Origin of the sequence: Paraglaciecola arctica BSs20135, assembly GCF_000314995.1 — a bacterium.
In the GTDB taxonomy this organism is placed as follows: domain Bacteria; phylum Pseudomonadota; class Gammaproteobacteria; order Enterobacterales; family Alteromonadaceae; genus Paraglaciecola; species Paraglaciecola arctica.
In genome coordinates, this window is the sequence record NZ_BAEO01000010.1 from 164,798 (window position 1) to 182,414 (window position 17,617).

Below are 17,617 nucleotides of genomic sequence, written 5' to 3' on the forward strand. Positions count from 1 at the left end.
AAGAGCATATTAATAAGATGAAAAAACTTGATAACACTGACCTTACAATTTTGAGTGAGCTATATGCCAACTCTCGTATTACCAACAAAGAACTATCTTCTAAGGCAAACGTTGTACCCTCAACATGTCTTGAAAGAGTTAAAAAGATGCAATCCTCAGGAGTCATTAAAGGATTCGGGGTACATATAGATTACAAAGCTGTTGGTGGAAACATCGAAGCAATGACTTCTATAAGGCTTGGTAAGCACAGCAGTAAAGTTATTCAAAGCTTTAGAGATGATTTAATTTTATCTCCAGAAGTTATCAAAATATTTTACATGGGTGGAGAGGATGACTTTTTACTACATATAACAGTAAAAGACACCGAGCATTTACGTAATTTTATATCTAATTCAATAACCTCTCGTGATGAAGTAGTACATATTGAAACTGCCATTATTTACGAACAACTAAGCTGTAATAAATTACCGATTTTTGAATAACTTAATTATTACTCACTCCAATAAACACAATTCAACACTAATAATATTAGTAAAGGTAAATGTAAAATGACTGACCATATGACACGACGAAAAGCACTGAAACTAGTGTCAGGGGCAATAATGTTGCTACCTATTGCTTGCAGTCCTTTACCATCAAGACAAATAATAGATTTAACCTTTTCTCATGGTGTTGCAAGTGGCGACCCCGATCAAAGCAGCGTCGTGATATGGACCCGCGTTAGTCAATCAACAGTTCCAGTTAACGTAAATTGGTTTGTTGCTAGCGATCCAACTTTCAAAAATATTGTTTCTACTGGTCAATATACAACAGATAAACAACAGGATTACACTGTCAAAGTAGTAGTGAATGCCCTTGAACCAGGTGAGACTTACTTCTACAAATTTGTAAGTAAAGGTGTTGATTCTATAGTTGGTCAGACTCACACACTGCCAGTAGGACACGTTAAAGAATTAAACTTTGCTGTTGCTACTTGTGCTAATTTTCCTTTTGGATTTTTCAATGCTTATGAGGCTATAGCTAATGATCCTACAATTGATCTTGTGGTTCACCTTGGTGATTATATTTACGAATATGGTGTTGATGGCTTCGGCGGTGAAACAGGAAAACAGTTAGGACGTAATCATGAGCCAAGTCATGAGGTACTTAGTCTTGATGACTATCGTCAGCGACATGCTCAATACAAAACAGATCAAGGCTCATTAGCCATGCATGCTCGCCATCCTTTAGTTGTTATTTGGGATGATCATGAAACGGCAAATAACCCTTGGATGGGTGGCGCTAAAAACCATCAAGAAAACGAAGGAAGTTGGGCTGATAGACGGGCTGCCTCCTTAAAAGCTTATTATGAATGGTTGCCTATTAGAGATCCTGCAAAGGATGGCAGCCAAGAGGAATATTGGCGCCATTATAAGTTTGGAGATCTTGCAAGTTTAATAACACTCGAAAGTAGACATACCGGCCGTAGTCAACAAATTAGTTATAATGAACACTTATCAAACATTGATACAACCGAAAAGGCACAACAATTTTTGCACTCAGTTGTTGGTGCACCAAATCGCAATATGCTTTCCTCTGGAATGGAGACATTTCTTAAAAGTGAACTTGAGGAATCATTACAAGCCAATAGACGCTGGCGTATTATTGGTAATCAAAGTGTGATTGCAAAATCCACCTCCCCCAAATTAGACACCCCATTTTTTACGGAACTTAAAAACAAACTCAATGCCGATGGTTTAAGTATGCTTGAAGAACTGAGCCATCAAGGAAAGTTTGATTTACCTGCCGATTTAGATACATGGGACGGCTATCCTGCAGCACGTGAACGATTTTACCAAGTAGCAAAAGATGCAGGTGTGCATGATTTACTTGTTTTGTCAGGAGATAGTCATAGTTATTGGGCTAACCAACTTTTTGATAATGATACACAATCAATGGGAGTTGAGTTAGGGGCCACAGGAATAACCTCACCGCGCTCTTTAATGACGATGGGAGAAAGTGCCATGAAAAGCTACGATCAATTAAATACTGAACATAACAAAGAAATTGTATGGGCAGATGGCAGACATCGTGGCTTTATTCGTTTACATATTGACCATAATAGCGGCCATGCAGACTTTATTGCTGTTAGTAATGTCGAGTCCCGTATTTATGAAACCAATATTATCCACTCTGTAGATATTCTTAATAATGGCAATATGCTTAAATTTGACGAATAAAAGTACCTATTGAAAAAGCTAAGCTTGATTGGCATTTAAAGACCAATGTTGTCTTCTGTTTTTTTCGTCAATTTAATCAGACAGCTGATTTGTTTTGCTAGTATTTACGCACATCATCTTAATCATAAAAAACATTCGTTGATGATTAAGGTGATGCATTTATGTGCCATCAAGCAAAGATCATATGCAGATTTTGCATGAGCTAAGAGACACAATTGCATTGGTATTGTTTTACAAAACGAATTAATTTATTGGCTACATTCACTATAAAAAAATAAATTAATGCTTCATTTAAACTCATCAGAAAATCGTATAGAAAAAGATTTATTAGGTCATATGGAAGTTGCCAATTCCGTTTATTATGGTATTCAAACTCAAAGGGCAATTGACAACTTTCAACTTTCCAGAAATAAACTTTGTAATTACCCTGAGCTTATAAAAGCCTTGGTCTTAGTTAAAGCCGCTTGCGCGAAAGCCAATAACAAACAAAAGTTATTAGATGATAAAAAATACGATGCCATAATATTTGCAACTCAGGCAATCATAGATGGTGAGTTTGATAAATACTTTAGTGTTGACATGATCCAAGGAGGTGCAGGCACCTCATGCAATATGAACATGAATGAAGTGATAGCTAATGTAGGTTTAGAATATATGGGGTTGAAAAAAGGTCAATATTCATTTTTACATCCTAATTCACACGTCAACATGTCCCAATCAACTAATGATGTTTATCCAACCGCGATAAGACTCGCCATTCACCTAAAACAAACACATCTTCTAGATGCGCTTAGTAGTTTAGTTAACGCTTTTGGTGAGAAATCCCATGAGTTTAAAGACATACAAAAATTAGCTAGAACTCAATTACAAGATGCTGTGCCTATGACTTTAGGACAAGAGTTTAATAGCTTTTCATCAACATTGCGCCAAGAAGTAACACTGCTAAATTCGATGAGTGAGTTGCTAATGAGTATTAATTTAGGGGGAACGGCTGTCGGCACAGGAATAACCACTAAACAAGGCTACAGCAAACTAGCAATCAAGGCTTTAGCAGATCTAACAAGTATTGAGTTTAAACCCGTAGACGACTTTTTTGATGCCAGCTCAGATATGGGGGCATTAGTCACTTATTCATCAGCACTAAAACGGCTCGCCTTGAAACTATCAAAGATTTCTAATGATTTAAGATTATTAAGTATGGGGCCTCGAGGGGGGATCAGTGAGATTAAATTACCAAACCGCCAACCTGGTAGTTCAATTATGCCCGGGAAAGTGAATCCGGTAATACCTGAAGCGGTTAGTCAATGTGCGTATCAAGTTGTAGGTCTTGATTTAGCGATTTCCATGGCAGCAGAGGCGGGGCAGCTTCAGCTTAATGCAATGGAGCCTTTAATTGCCGTTAACTTGCTAGAGTCGATGAATTTATTAACGAATGCCATAGTGATGCTGAAAACCTTATGTGTGGATGATATTGAGGCTAACGAAAGTAGATGTCGCGATAACCTAAACAACAGTTTAGCCATGGTAACTGCACTCAATCCTGTACTAGGTTATGAAGTGTGTACACAGATAACTAAAGAAGCATTACAAAATGGCGGCTCTATCTTAGAACAAGTTATAGGTAAGAAATTACTCACCCGACAGCAACTACATAGTATTTTAAATACCAATAACATTGTACAACCTATTCCGTAGCTAACTATTTATTAGAAGTTCCCTCTTAGTGTCAGAGTAGTCGTGCCTCAATGGATTCTTATCCTTATGCTATAGAGAAGTGACCACTCAGCGAGATTTAAAAGAGACTAATCAAGGCCATTGAATGAAGAAATAATGGTGCAATTTCAAATTCATTCAATGCAGAATAAGTTTTTTTAAACCTCTCGCTAGGGAAATCCCTGTTGGTTTTGTAGTGCATTTTCGCTATTTGAAAAGGAATGAACATTCCTGCACAGCGACGCCTTAGCCAAAAACGGCAGGGGCTTTCTGAGAGAGCAATTCTCTATACGCAATGGTATAATAGCAGGAATTACGTTTGTTTAAGATATCACCATGACAGTTGAAACCTATACACCCAATAAAACCACCACCCTAGAAACGCCGGTCAAAATATTAGAAGACTCGCCTGTACAAAAAACTAATGGCACCCGTATTGGTTTTGTTAGCCTAGGCTGCCCTAAGAATTTAGTAGACTCAGAGCGCATTTTGACTCAGTTACGTACTGAGGGATACGATGTAGTACCTACCTATAATGATTCAGATTTAGTGATAGTGAACACTTGTGGATTTATCGATTCTGCTGTTCAAGAATCATTAGATACCATTGGTGAAGCGTTGGCCGAAAATGGCAAAGTGATAGTCACAGGTTGTTTGGGTATTAAAGAAGATGAAATTCGTGAGGTACATCCTAATGTATTAGCCATTACTGGCCCTCATGCTTATGAAGAAGTCGTCAATCAAGTGCATGAACATTTGCCTAAACCTGAACATAACCCTTATTTGAATTTAGTCCCGGACATTGGGATTAAATTGACTCCTAGGCACTATGCATATTTGAAAATATCAGAAGGCTGTAATCACCGTTGTACATTCTGCATTATTCCGTCAATGCGTGGCGATTTAGATTCGCGCCCAGTGGGTGATGTGTTAGGTGAAGCGCAACGTTTGGTTAAAGCTGGCGTAAAAGAGTTGTTAGTTATTTCTCAAGATACTTCTGCTTATGGTGTTGATGTAAAGCACAAAACGGATTTTTGGGAAGGCATGCCAATTAAAACGCACATGCAGCAATTATGTGAAGAATTGGCCAAGCAAGGCGTTTGGATACGCCTACATTACGTTTATCCGTATCCCCATGTGGATAAAATCATTCCATTAATGGCAGAAGGTAAAATATTACCGTATTTAGATATTCCCTTTCAGCATGCTAATAAACGTATATTAAAACTAATGAAACGCCCTGGTAGCTCAGACCGAGTATTAGAGCGCATTGCTAAATGGCGTGAGACTTGTCCTGAATTAGTTATTCGTTCAACCTTTATTGTTGGCTTCCCCGGTGAAACAGAAGAAGAATTTGAAGAATTATTAGACTTTTTAGAAGACGCACAATTAGACCGTGTCGGTTGTTTCAAATACTCTCCCGTTGAAGGCGCTACGGCGAATGCACTACCTGATCATGTTTCAGATGAAGTAATGGAAGACAGACTTCAACGCTTTATGGCAGTACAAGCGAAAATCAGTAGCGATAAATTACAAGCACGCATCGGGCAAGAATATCTCATTCTTGTTGATGAAGTGAATGACCTTGGCATAGTAGGCCGCTCTTACATGGATGCACCAGAAGTTGATGGCAAAGTGTATATGTCGGATGATTTTGATGCTGAGCCGGGCGATCTGATTTGGGCGCAAATTATTCATGCCGATGAACATGATGTTTGGGGTGTTCGCGTAGAAGATTAATTATTTTAGGTAGGCTTTATCTATTCAGGTAAAGCCTACCTTTAAAGTATAAAACAATAATCATACTCATTCATTAAGTTAAAATTGTTCATCATATTTTATAGTTAGACGTTATTTTTAACGTTCTTTAGTCCCTAAGCTAACTAGTACAAAATATTACAACCTGACTAAGTATGATGACACTTTTATGAAACCTGCCTAAGTACTATTGAATATTATCCTTTCTCTCTTTAAAATCTGGTCTAGACCAAATTAAAAAGATCATAAAATGCAACATTATAAATTACTTACCCCTGGCCCATTAACCACCTCAGATACTGTTAAACAAGCAATGTTAAAAGATTGGTGTACTTGGGATGACGATTATAATATTGATATCGTAGAAAATATTCGTACTAAAATCACTCAATACGCTACTGATGATCCTCGTTATTCCAGTGTACTTATGCAAGGCAGCGGTACTGCATCAGTTGAAGCTGTACTTGGTAGCGCAATTAGCCGTGATGATAAAGTATTAATTATTAATAACGGCGCTTACGGCAAAAGAATGGCAGAAATTTGCGAAATTCTGCACCTGTCTCATCACGTGGTTAATTACCTTGAAGAAATACAGCCTGACATCGCAGAGATAACATCCATTCTTGTTGAAGATAATAGTATTACGCATCTGGCTATGGTGCACTGTGAAACCACAACAGGAATGCTTAATCCTATTAATGAAATCGCTCATTTATGCCAACAACAAAAAATTACTTTTATTCTTGATGCGATGTCGAGTTTTGGGGGGATTGAATTTGATATAGGTAAGCTTGATATTGGTTTTATGATCAGTTCAGCCAATAAATGCATTCAAGGCGTGCCCGGCTTTGGCTTTATTGTGGCTAAACGCCAACTTCTTGAGGCATGTAAAGGCCAGGCCAAGTCATTGAGTTTAGATCTATATGAGCAATGGCACACTATGGAAACAACTAATGGAAAGTGGCGATTTACTTCCCCTACCCATGTTGTCAGAGCATTTTACCAAGCACTAATAGAACTTGAAGATGAAAAGGGCATTACCGCACGTGCCAAGCGTTATGCACAAAATCAAACATTGCTGGTTCATGGTATGCGAAAGTTAGGCTTTAAAACACTGCTTAGGGATGAATTACAGTCCCCCATAATTACCTCCTTTTTATCACCTGATCACCCTGATTATGAATTCAAAAAATTCTATTATAAGTTGAAATCTTTAGGATTTGTGATTTACCCAGGTAAAGTGTCCAATGCCGATTGTTTTAGAATAGGTAACATCGGTGAAATATATACTGATGATATTGTGCAATTACTTGATGCAGTAACGCAGGCTATCTACTGGTAATCGATTAGGTAAACAGATAAAATTTAAAACAGAAAAAAGCCGCACTATGATGCGGTTTTTATAAATATACTCATATAACCTCAATTCGTCAGCTTCAGCGGAAGCATAAACCGCTTTAAAACCCGCCCGAAAGGAACGACTGCGGTTCTCCAATTCTTCGTTACGCCAATTCAGAGGATGATCGACATTCAGTCACTGATATGTTTTGGATTAAAACGCCTAATCGTTCTGAAATGGGCATCTTGCGGTGGCATGGGTATAAGCTTTAGTTACTAGTAACATTAATCTCAATAGCGCCATGCACCCAATATTCAATATTGTAATCAATTAGTTCATTGTTCTCATTAAAACGCTGTCTAAAAATCTTAAGGCAAGAAGCGCCGCTATTAAGTTGTAACTGCGCAGCTTTGTCTGCGGGCAATGCGGTAACATAAATACGACTACTTTCTCGGCTGATTTTTACATCATAATCTTGGCTAAATATTGTCGTTATTGAGCCTTCAAGATCCTTCTTTTCTAGCCCCTCGAATTGTGCTGTTTGGCAGTATATTTCTTCCACCATGACAGGACGATCATCAAGTGATCTCACTCGACATATTTTAAATAACGAAACATCAGTATCTTGGTTATTATTACCTACAAAAGCGCTGTTAACATCACCATCCACTTTGACAGTATTAATCGCTATTAAACTAGTTTTAGCTAAAAAGTCCTGATCTTTCGCTAACTGGTAGAAATCAACTTTATTAACAGGATCCCATTGCAGCCTAGGGGGACAAATGAACCAACCTTTACGGTTTTGTCGATAAATGATCCCTTCAGTTTCCAAAAGCGTTAATGCTTCACGCACTGTGATACGTGTTGATTGAAATAGTTCTAATAATTCCCGCTCAGAAGGCAGCTTTTTCATTGTTGGTTGCTGTTCAATAAGGGTGTAAATGTATTGTCTGATTTTTTGATAAAGTAACATTTAAGTATGATCCTTAGCCAACTATTGCTCTATAAGCGTTAACCATAATTTTTACCGCCATAGCGTTGTTATAAGTGTACTATCTCTTTCATAACCTCGGTACTCACTTATCTGCTTTACCGGCAGCTGCGGCAAACTTGGCCATTTGACAATCAAACCATTTCGCCCGTTGTTCACTGTCTTCAGCATGCTCTTTTCTCAATACCGATTGTTTTACTATGTTAGCGCCTAAATAGCGAATAGGTTCAGGGGGGAAGGCTCCCAGCGGTCCTTTTGCCATAGGAGAACGAGTCCATTCATTATCTAATTCTAACGCCAAAGAAGACAAAATTTCTCCACCTAAATAACTTTGTACCACCCCATTTCCTGAATAACCAAGCCCATAAAATACGTTATTATCTTCTGATAAGCGGCCAAAAAAAGGTAAACCTGTGGTTGAACGATCTGAGGCACCTGTCCATGTGGTTTCAAACGATGGTTTTAGTCTTGGAAAAAACTGACCAAAAGCTTTAGTGAGCATGGGTTCAAAACGACTGGGCTGATCAAACGCGGGCAACATTTTATTGTTGTAGGCGAACATATTACCGCCTTTACCTAACATCAATCGGCCGTCACTAGTGGTACGATAATAATGCACAAAAATTCGTGAATCAGCGATAGATTTACCATGACTTAGACCAATTTCAGCTAACTGTTCAGGCATAGGTTTTGTGATGATCATATCTGACGATACTAAGGTAATGTGTCGATTGAATCTATTAAAGTGCTTCCCCATCCAAGCATTGATGGCAAAAATAACTTTAGTGGCGTTGACTTGTCCGGCACAGGTTTTTACTGTGGGTCTTTGACCAAAGGCAATATCTTTATATTCTGTTTGCTGGTAGATTTTCACACCAATTGATAGGGCAAACTTCACTAAACCTAAGACTAATTTTCCTGGGTGTAATGACCCACCCGCTTTATTTTCTATCCCCGCCAAGTTATGGTCCGAGCCAGTAAAACGCGCGGTATCTGCAGGTGATAAACGCTGCCACTGGTTCAACTTATGTTGTGATAATAGCTTAAGAGGTTGGCATAATGAGGTAATCTGCTGACTATTAGTTGCTGTATAAATCGCGCCATCGGTACGCACTTCCGCATCTATTTGATTCATTTGACAAAATTTTTCAATATCAAATACGGTTTGTTCTGACACCTTTACCAGGCGTATAGCCTCAGCTAAACCATAAAATCGAATTAGTGATTGAAATTTAGTTGAAAAAGTCAACATACAGCCACCATTACGACCCGAAGCACCTTGCCCACAAAGACCTTTTTCAATAATAACAATACGCTTATTCGGGGCTTGTTGTTTGGCTTTTATTGCTGTCCATAATCCAGTATAACCGCCGCCGATAATACAGATATCCGCAGTGATTTTTTTATCGAGCTTAGACATTTGAGGCATTGGTATGTTCGCCAATGCCTGTTCAAACCAAAAGGGCTTTATCAACTTCATGGCCGTTCGTTTCTTGCTCTAGCCGACATGATCAATTGGATCGTAGGAATAGCATCAGCTAGTGAATCAACGACATAGTGCGCTCCAGCCCGATAAAGTTCATTATAAGCTTGCTGGCGTTTTAGCTGTTGTTGCTCTTTAGTTAACGCGAGCCATTCATTTTCAGTTAGACCAACCGCATTGCCGGTCAGAGCAATACCTACAGTCCACATTCCCGCATTGAGTCCTTCAGTAATACCTGGAGTTGAATCGTCAAATTTAATACAATTAGCGACATTATTGATGCCAAGCTCTTGCACATTTTGTAGTGCCATCCATGGACCAGGACGTGAACCAGCAGCAATATCATCACTAGCCACCCAGCAATCCGGTTTATAGCCATAATCAGCGGCCACTGGTACTAAAATCTCCATGACTTCACGAGGGTAACCTGAACACGACCCAATTTTTATGTCTTGAAGTTTTAACCAATCTAATGTTGATAAAACGCCATCAATCGGCTTGGCGTGTTCAGCCACTTTAGCCTTTTGCAGTGGCATAAAGCTTTGATAAATGTCATCAACCACATCGTCTGTCATATCGTGACCAAATTGTTTGCGCCATCTTGTCGCTAATTCAGGTTGTTGGCCTAAAGTTTTAATATGATCCCATTTTCCCATCCCCATAGGACCTCTAGCTTCACTCAAGCTAATGTCAAAATTGTATGCTTGCTTAAATGCTTCAACAAAAATGGTGGTGGGCGCTACAGAGCCATAATCAACAACAGTACCTGCCCAATCAAGTATAACGGCTTCTATTTTTTGCATAATAACTTTCCTATAAATAAAATGATGTGATCTAACTCTGGATTGATTTAGCTTTACTCAAATTAAAATGAAATATTTTTTCAAAATTAAGTAACTTGTGACTGAAGTAAATTACCGAGCAGGTAACCAATAACCCACCAACAATTGAAACGACGTAACAAAGCTGTATAAAAAATGTCAACCAGCTAATATCTGGTGAAGCGAAAGTGCGATAAAGTAAAATACTAACGCTGCCGAGGTAACCAGCAGAGTCGGCAAGATAGAGAAGGAAACCAGCATTGGCGGTTGAACCAACAGCAGAAATCATCCGGTCAAACAAAAAACAATTGTAGGGGATATAGGCGATATACAATCCAGCGCCTAGCCAAACCATCCATGTTTTTCCATCAACTAACTGTTGTTCAAATAGAAAGGTACTGCCTCCTAATAACAAACAACCCAATAAAATAAAGCCGTGGTTACTTAAAAATGCTTTGCAGTTGTCTTTCACCATGACCATAGCAGCAAGAACAACCAGCACAACTAACGCTATGCGTATGCCTGCATAAGCAAAAATGGCTGGCTCTTCACCATGACCGAGCGCTTGCCATATTTCCGCGGAAAAATTATCGCGAAAGTCACGTAGACCAGTAAACAGTAAGAAGCTCGAGATCAGTAATAAAATTCCAGGAGAGAAACGCAGGAAGAATGACCATCTTTGTTGGGCATTCATGGGTTGTCGTTCTTGGCGAGCAATACGATCACTTTTCGATGGTGCTGGCGTTTGTGCCAAAAAAAACACTGATAGACACAAAGGTAATAGGAAAATTGCCCCTGTTGTTACCGGCATCCAAAATTCGGGAATATTAATATCAACTAGGAGCCATTGACCTACAGTGCGCACTAACCCAGACGCAATAATAAAAGTGACACTTAAAAAGGCCCCCAGTATTTCTGATGTTTTTCTTCCTTCTAGAAAACTAAAAACAATTCCCCATACCATGCCTAGCGGTACGCCATTAATAAACATCATCAAGGGTTTGTATGGCTCAGGTACAATTGCAAACATCAACAAAGCAAATTGAGCAACAAATATTAGGCCTAATAATAAGCTAATACGTTTATTCACTGTTAATTCAGAGATAATTTTAATACCAATAAATTTCGACAGTAAATATCCCAAAACTTGAGCCAAAACTAAGGCAACTTTAAAATCAATGAAATCCCAGAAATTATCTGCTTGCTCATAACTAGCAACCGAAAACGGTTTTCGAAAAGCATACATACAAAAATATGTCATAAAAGCTGCAGAGGATGCATACACAACAAAAATGGCGGTATGACAGCGTTGCAAATACAGTTGAATATTAAACATTGAACACAACCCTAAAGGAATTACACTTTAAATAAACGGGAAGGCAGCCCTTCCCATTTGACAGAATGATTAGAAAAAGTCGTATTTAAAGCCTAATTGTCCTCGGGTTCCGTAGTACTCAATTTGATTTGGGCGTTGCTCAGAGCCAGTGAAATACTCTAATGGTTCATCCGTTAAATTATTCAATTCAACATAAAGCATTGCTTGGGACGTTATTTGATAGGATGCAGTAAAATCAACGCTAGTGTAATCGCCATAGTAGGTATCAAGTGAGCTGTTACTGCCGTGATCTTCTATGTACTTACCTTTGTGATTAACCGCAATTCGTGCAGCAAGATTGCCATTATCGTAATACATGCTGATATTGTATAACTCATCTGCTTGGCGAGAAACTTTAGCGTTATCAATACGCTCTGGAATAGCCATTTCCGAGTCCATCAGGGTAAAATTAAAAGCAATACCAAAATTATTCAGCTGCTCGCTAATAAAACCTAAATTACTATTGGTGGCAAATTCAATCCCATGTAACCAAGCATCATCACCATTAAGTGGACTTTTTACGGTGACAGATTGATCTCGGTAGTTACCTTGATAACTTTGAGAAAAGACCGGGTCAATGATCTGTTTATAAAAATAGCCAACAGAAATGATACCGGCATCATCAAAGTAATGTTCATACATTAAATCAAAATTGTTTGAATAAGTTGGGTCTAACTCGGGGTTACCTGACTCTAATTCATTCTCCATTTCAGAATAAGTTGCTCCTGGGGATAATTGACCAAAGTCGGGCCGAGAAAAAGTTCTGGTTAATGCCAAACGAACGTTAGTCATATCATCTACATGATAGGTAGCGTGTAGCGAGGGGAGAATTGACCAATAATTTTTACTTCCTTGTTCTGGTTCAACTGACGTGCCTTGATCCGTTTCAACGGCAACAAAACCATGCACATCAGTTTTTGTTTGTGTTGCCCTAAGGCCACCTAATATGTTCCATTTATCCGATGGTTTATAGGTCGCCATTCCGTATAACGACATATGTGTTTCTTCCAAGTCGAAGTTGCGACTTAAGCCACCACCATTTTCGACAACTTCAGAGTCCCCCTCAAGAAAAGTAAGTTTATGCTGATTCTCATCCCACCAACGTTTTAAGTCATTAACGGGAATAACTTTAGAAAAAATTGATTGATAATCAATAGCGAAGTCTTCTAAGTAGTCCTCTCGTCCAGGTTGATTAACTAAATCAATATTTAGGTCTGCGGCTACTTGAGCAAGTGTGGGTGTTGCACCATATTCAGCTTCGTTCCAACCGTAAAACTTGTCATAAAAATTCGCGTTTCGTTCCTTACTTCGGTATTTAAAGCCCGTTTTTAGCTCAAGTTGATTATTATAGTCATGCACTAAATCAAGTTGAGTGACAATTTTGTCACGTTCGTTAATATCTATACCATATAACTCAACATCAGCTAACACGGCTTTTGTTGGATCCATTGACCAATTACTCGGTAAATGAGTGGCAATTGATAAGGCCGGATCTGTTCCGCCGTCAATGGTATTATAAATCAAGCCACTGCCGGTATTTACGCCATCACGCATACCTACATCATCATCAAAATCAACACTTTGCTTGAACTTCACTACATAATAGGCATTATCTTCACTATTAGGAATATCGCCATATTCAAATTGATTTTGATAGGTACTTAATTTCCAGTTCAAACGTGTGTTAAAAGAAAAATCATATTCGCCACCTATTTCAAAACCGTGCATTTCAGTATTGAGTTCATTGTAAATATGTTGTAATTCAACGCGGTTTTTATTATATCTAACACGACTTTTGTAATGGGTTTCTTCATCAGATAGTGTGCCGTACATTGCTTTGGCATAAATCAAACCATTATCGAGCAAATATTCAGCCGCCATATTTAAGCCAAAAGTGCTACGGGTTCCGGTGTAATCTCTCAGCTCTAAACGGTGAATGCCTGCTATGCCATCCGCATCAATAGCTCGGCGTGGTTCGTAGTTATCGGTAGCCCAGTCTCGTACCCAGCCAGTACCATTTATTAAAAAACCAAACTTCCCATCTTCAGAACGATCACCATAAAGCACATTTAACGACTGACTGCCTCCTTCCGCTTTTTCCGAAGTGCCCGCACCTAAATTCACTGATAAGACTTGGTTACTTGGCGCTCGTCGCGTAATAAAGTTAACGTTACCACCTATAGCATCACCTTCCATATCAGGTGTTAATGCTTTTGAAACCTCAACCAATTCAATCATATCCGTTGGGAAAAAATCTAGTGCTACCGCTCTACTGGTTGTTTCTTCTTCTGCTGTTGGCAAACGATCTCCATTTATAGACGTCGAATTCCATTGTGCAGGTAAACCACGAATGGCGACAAATCGACCTTCTCCTTGATCTCGTTCGATAGAAACACCAGGCATACGTTGCAAGGCTTCAGCAGCATTTCTGTCGGGTAATTTACCTATTCCATCTGCTGACATCATATTTTTGATGCTGTTAGACTCTTTTTGCATATTAATCGACTTCATCTCGCCGCGGCGCATATAACCAATGGATACAACTTCATCCAAGGGGTCTCTGCTCACGTTAAGATTTAAGCGACCTAAGTCTATCGATTTATCGTCTACAACAATAACATCGTACTCAGCAGTAGGATAACCAAGGTATTCAACACGAACTTTTTGCTTACCTGATGGTAAATAGTTTAGTGAAAATTGACCTTTAAGGTTTGTTGATGTTTCAAACTTACTACCAACAACGCTAACTTTAGCGCCAGATAAAGCCCCAGATGTATCACTGACTAGACCAGAAACAGCGCCATCAGCGAGTGAATTTAGGCTATTAAGCGCTAATAAACTTACAGCAATAGGTGTTAACTTTCTCATTGTATCTCCCAATATAATTATCATTGTCATTCTGGACTAGACCAGATGGAAGGTATTCTAATTAGCATTTATGACATTTAGATTTCAAAAAAATGACAAGTACTTTAATAATTTATGGCTGGACGAAACATGCTCAACTGTTAGAAAGGGTATGGAGACTTATCAGTGAGGATCTAAGTTAATAGAAAAGACAGATTCAATCCCTCCCAAAATGGCACATTTGGGCACACTACGTCTTCGTTGCGCCAATTCAGAAGCGGACCAAAATTCAGTCATTGAAGTGCCCAAGTCGCTTTTAAACGCACATGTTGAGGTGGTATGCCAGTCAAAACTAAGATAATATCGTTTTGTGGAAAAACGGAGATATAAGTACGTTTATACGGTGTCTCACCCTAGCCTTCTGAGAGCAAAACTATGTCTTTGTTGGCACAAGGGGAAATACGTTCTTATTTAAATATTCCTTTTCAACACACCAGTCCTAGCATTCTAAAACTGATGAAACAGCCAGCTGCTGAACACACTATGAAACGAATCAAAATATGGTGTGAGATTTGCTCGAAAATTGTTAGTCGCTCGACTTTTATTGTAGGTTTCCCCGGTGAAACTGAAGAAGACTTTCAGATGTTGTTGGACTTTTTAGATGAAGCCTATTTAAACCCTGTAGGCTGTTTTAAATATTCAGATGTAGACGGCGCAAAAGCGAACGACTGACCCGATCTCGTAAGCGAAGACATTAAACAAGAACGTTAAAAGCGTTTTATGCAAAAACAATCATAGATCTGCACGGCCAAATTAAAAGAAAAAATTGGCTTAGAATATCAAGTGACTATCGATGAAGTCACACCAGAAGGCGCAGTGGGACGATGTTATGCCGATGCACCTGAGATTGATGGTAATGTACATTTAACTGATGAATTTGATGTAGAACCTGGGGATATTATCTGGGCGCAAATCATTCACTCCAATGAATATGATGTTTGGGGTGTGCGCGTAGAAGATTAGGTAATTAAAGATAGACTTAACAACTATGATTAAGTCTATCTTTCTTATGTTAAGCAATGCCTTTATTTTTTTCTATAAATACTTATAGCGCCCATATACTGTTACGTTCACCATGATATGCCCGTTGTTTAGTTTTAAACGCACTAAAATAGAATATCCCAGCAAATACCAAAGCGACAATATCAACAATGAAATTGGTCGAATTAGTGGAGGTCCATTCCCCAAAACTTGGTATGGCTATAGCTAATAACGTAGTGATAGGAATACATAAGCAGGCAATAAATAGTGTTTTTTGTATATAAATAGCACTTTTTGCAGCTCCATGGAAAAAGCTATAAATTAATGCAGCAAAAAACACCAAGTAATAACATGTGATGTAAGCATTATTAATATGTGCGTTAATTAGGTATAACCATTTACTTGATAATAAAGTGGCAACAACCGCTAACATTGAACCTAAACATACTCCAACAGTAAGGTTTGCCATAAAGCGATTGGATTTACTTTGTATGGGTTGTTTTTGTCTGCGTTTTTCTAGCCAGAGTAAATTACCGCTATAAAATAAAAATGCCCCTAATAAGCCCATAACAAAATACACCCAACGACCAATATCACCGCCCATTCCACCAAAATGCAATGAAAAGAAACTGGCAACATATGAGACATAATACTGTTCTTCGTTCATTGGTATACTGCTAAACGACACGTCGAAAGTATAAGGATGCATATAAATAAAATCGCCAGTGTTATTACGCATCATTTCTTGGTGGTTGATAACCGTAATCCCCACTGAAGGTCGTGAGGATGACAAACCAGAAAACGCCATGCTTTGCGCATGGTAACCATCGGTAAGCTCATCGACTTTACGCAAATAGGTAGAAATAGACGGCAGTTGATCTATGGAATATTCTATTTGAGGTGTGTCACTTCGTTCGAACATGGGTTTATCAGCATAAACCAGACTTAAACCATCGTAAAATACATCGTGAAAGGCAAATACAACCACGCTCCAAGCAATAATAAGGTGAAATGGTAAGCTGGCAATGCCGACTAGGTTATGACTATCAAGCCAGAAACGGTTCACACCTTTATTTTTTCGTAAAGCAAAAAAGCTTTTAACTAAGGTAGGCAATAAAAAAATAATCCCTGATACCAGTGCTAAAAAATAGAGTGCAGATGCGATACCTAAAACGAGTACCCCCAAGTCTTCATGGCCTAATTTTCCAGCGATACCGGCAGTACGGTGTAACATGTCAATTAAGTTACCCAGTTCATTAGCTGGCTCGGCATTAGTAATTAATTCACCTTGTTCAGACAAACTCGCATGCATCATGACATCATCTAAACTCAAGCTTCTGCCACCTCCTTGCTCGTACCAAGTCATTGGAGATGAATGCTCATTAAAGTTAATTTTGAAGCCTTGTTGAGCTTTTTCATATGTTGCGGATGCTTTCAAAATCAAATCATCAAGCTGCTCGACTGAAATTTGTGCTAACTGATGGCTTGGTGGAGTAGCCCATTGGGTTATCTCTTCCTCAAACATGGTAAGTGAGCCAGCGTAAAAACCGATAAATAACACTAAGCCAGCCACAATTCCTGTCCACGTATGAATGGATTGATATGTGCGAAGTATATCGCCACGAATTCTCATGATACCCACCTTAAAAAAAAGAATACGCTGTAAGCGATTATATTAAATGACAATAGGTAAATAATAGCTTTTACCCCCGTTTTAAACAGGTAGCTAAAGGACAAGACTAATAACCAAATGGGCGAAATCATCCACATATTAAATTGTATCTTGGCTGTTGCACCAATGCCGCCAGAGCCAAACCATGCAAAGATAGCGACAATAGCGTAGCTAAATGTAAAACCTAAGATTGCACCAGCAAATGTTTTTAACCACCAATGAGGTTTAATTTTTTGCTCAGCAGTTAACCTGTTCATTTTACTATTCCTTTACAAAAGCGTTTACGTTTATCAAATTTGAACCGTAAACTAAGTAATGGAATACAAATTAACAGGGTTGAAAGTATAAAAAGCCAAAT

14 protein-coding genes are annotated in these 17,617 nt (G+C 38.7%); 7 read left to right on the forward strand and 7 right to left on the reverse strand.

Annotation, left to right across the window (positions count from 1 at the left end; all coding sequences use genetic code 11):
* Positions 1 to 17: 17 nt before the first annotated feature.
* The 5 genes from GARC_RS04130 to phnW all read left to right on the forward strand — a co-directional run bounded on the left by GARC_RS04130 (position 18) and on the right by phnW (position 7,032).
* Complete coding sequence (locus tag GARC_RS04130) at positions 18 to 482, forward strand: Lrp/AsnC family transcriptional regulator (protein ID WP_007617057.1); 465 nt, start codon at positions 18 to 20, stop codon at positions 480 to 482.
* Between the two features lie 66 nt (positions 483 to 548).
* Complete coding sequence (locus GARC_RS04135) at positions 549 to 2,219, forward strand: alkaline phosphatase D family protein (RefSeq protein WP_007617059.1); 1,671 nt, start codon at positions 549 to 551, stop codon at positions 2,217 to 2,219.
* 282 nt (positions 2,220 to 2,501) lie between these two features.
* Entirely contained in the window at positions 2,502 to 3,914 is a 1,413-nt protein-coding gene (locus GARC_RS04140) for an aspartate ammonia-lyase (protein ID WP_039988661.1), read from the forward strand.
* A 354-nt stretch (positions 3,915 to 4,268) separates the two neighbouring features.
* On the forward strand, positions 4,269 to 5,672 hold the full coding sequence (gene rimO, locus GARC_RS04145; protein ID WP_007617065.1) for a 30S ribosomal protein S12 methylthiotransferase RimO: 1,404 nt from the start codon (positions 4,269 to 4,271) through the stop codon (positions 5,670 to 5,672).
* 268 nt (positions 5,673 to 5,940) lie between these two features.
* Positions 5,941 to 7,032 (forward strand): 2-aminoethylphosphonate--pyruvate transaminase, encoded by a 1,092-nt coding sequence (gene phnW, locus GARC_RS04150; RefSeq protein ID WP_007617067.1) that lies wholly within the window; start codon positions 5,941 to 5,943, stop codon positions 7,030 to 7,032.
* Between the two features lie 265 nt (positions 7,033 to 7,297).
* Here phnW and GARC_RS04155 read toward each other — a convergent pair whose 3' ends face one another.
* From GARC_RS04155 to GARC_RS04175, 5 genes are all read right to left on the reverse strand, one after another.
* Positions 7,298 to 8,002: a UTRA domain-containing protein gene (locus GARC_RS04155; protein WP_007617069.1), complete on the reverse strand. Its 705-nt coding sequence runs from the start codon at positions 8,000 to 8,002 to the stop codon at positions 7,298 to 7,300.
* Between the two features lie 103 nt (positions 8,003 to 8,105).
* Positions 8,106 to 9,500, reverse strand: coding sequence for an FAD-dependent oxidoreductase (locus GARC_RS04160; RefSeq protein ID WP_081587493.1), 1,395 nt, complete (start codon positions 9,498 to 9,500; stop codon positions 8,106 to 8,108).
* The gene (gene phnX, locus GARC_RS04165; RefSeq protein WP_007617073.1) at positions 9,497 to 10,306 is read right to left on the reverse strand and encodes a phosphonoacetaldehyde hydrolase; all 810 of its coding nucleotides are present in this window, start codon (positions 10,304 to 10,306) and stop codon (positions 9,497 to 9,499) included. Before phnX ends, GARC_RS04160 begins: the two co-directional genes overlap by 4 nt.
* 31 nt (positions 10,307 to 10,337) lie before the next feature.
* Positions 10,338 to 11,660, reverse strand: coding sequence for a DUF5690 family protein (locus GARC_RS04170; protein ID WP_007617075.1), 1,323 nt, complete (start codon positions 11,658 to 11,660; stop codon positions 10,338 to 10,340).
* Positions 11,661 to 11,729: 69 nt separating this feature from the next.
* Positions 11,730 to 14,567: a TonB-dependent receptor gene (locus GARC_RS04175; RefSeq protein ID WP_007617077.1), complete on the reverse strand. Its 2,838-nt coding sequence runs from the start codon at positions 14,565 to 14,567 to the stop codon at positions 11,730 to 11,732.
* Between the two features lie 414 nt (positions 14,568 to 14,981).
* Between GARC_RS04175 and GARC_RS27155 the strand changes: the two genes are divergently transcribed.
* Positions 14,982 to 15,278, forward strand: coding sequence for a radical SAM protein (locus GARC_RS27155; protein WP_007617081.1), 297 nt, complete (start codon positions 14,982 to 14,984; stop codon positions 15,276 to 15,278).
* Positions 15,279 to 15,371: 93 nt separating this feature from the next.
* Positions 15,372 to 15,569: a hypothetical protein gene (locus GARC_RS27160; protein ID WP_226989058.1), complete on the forward strand. Its 198-nt coding sequence runs from the start codon at positions 15,372 to 15,374 to the stop codon at positions 15,567 to 15,569.
* Positions 15,570 to 15,651: 82 nt separating this feature from the next.
* Here GARC_RS27160 and GARC_RS04185 read toward each other — a convergent pair whose 3' ends face one another.
* A complete protein-coding gene (locus tag GARC_RS04185; protein ID WP_007617085.1) occupies positions 15,652 to 17,220 on the reverse strand; it encodes a PepSY-associated TM helix domain-containing protein in 1,569 nt (522 codons plus the stop codon).
* Entirely contained in the window at positions 17,217 to 17,516 is a 300-nt protein-coding gene (locus GARC_RS04190) for a hypothetical protein (protein WP_007617086.1), read from the reverse strand. Before GARC_RS04190 ends, GARC_RS04185 begins: the two co-directional genes overlap by 4 nt.
* Positions 17,517 to 17,617 lie beyond the last annotated feature (101 nt).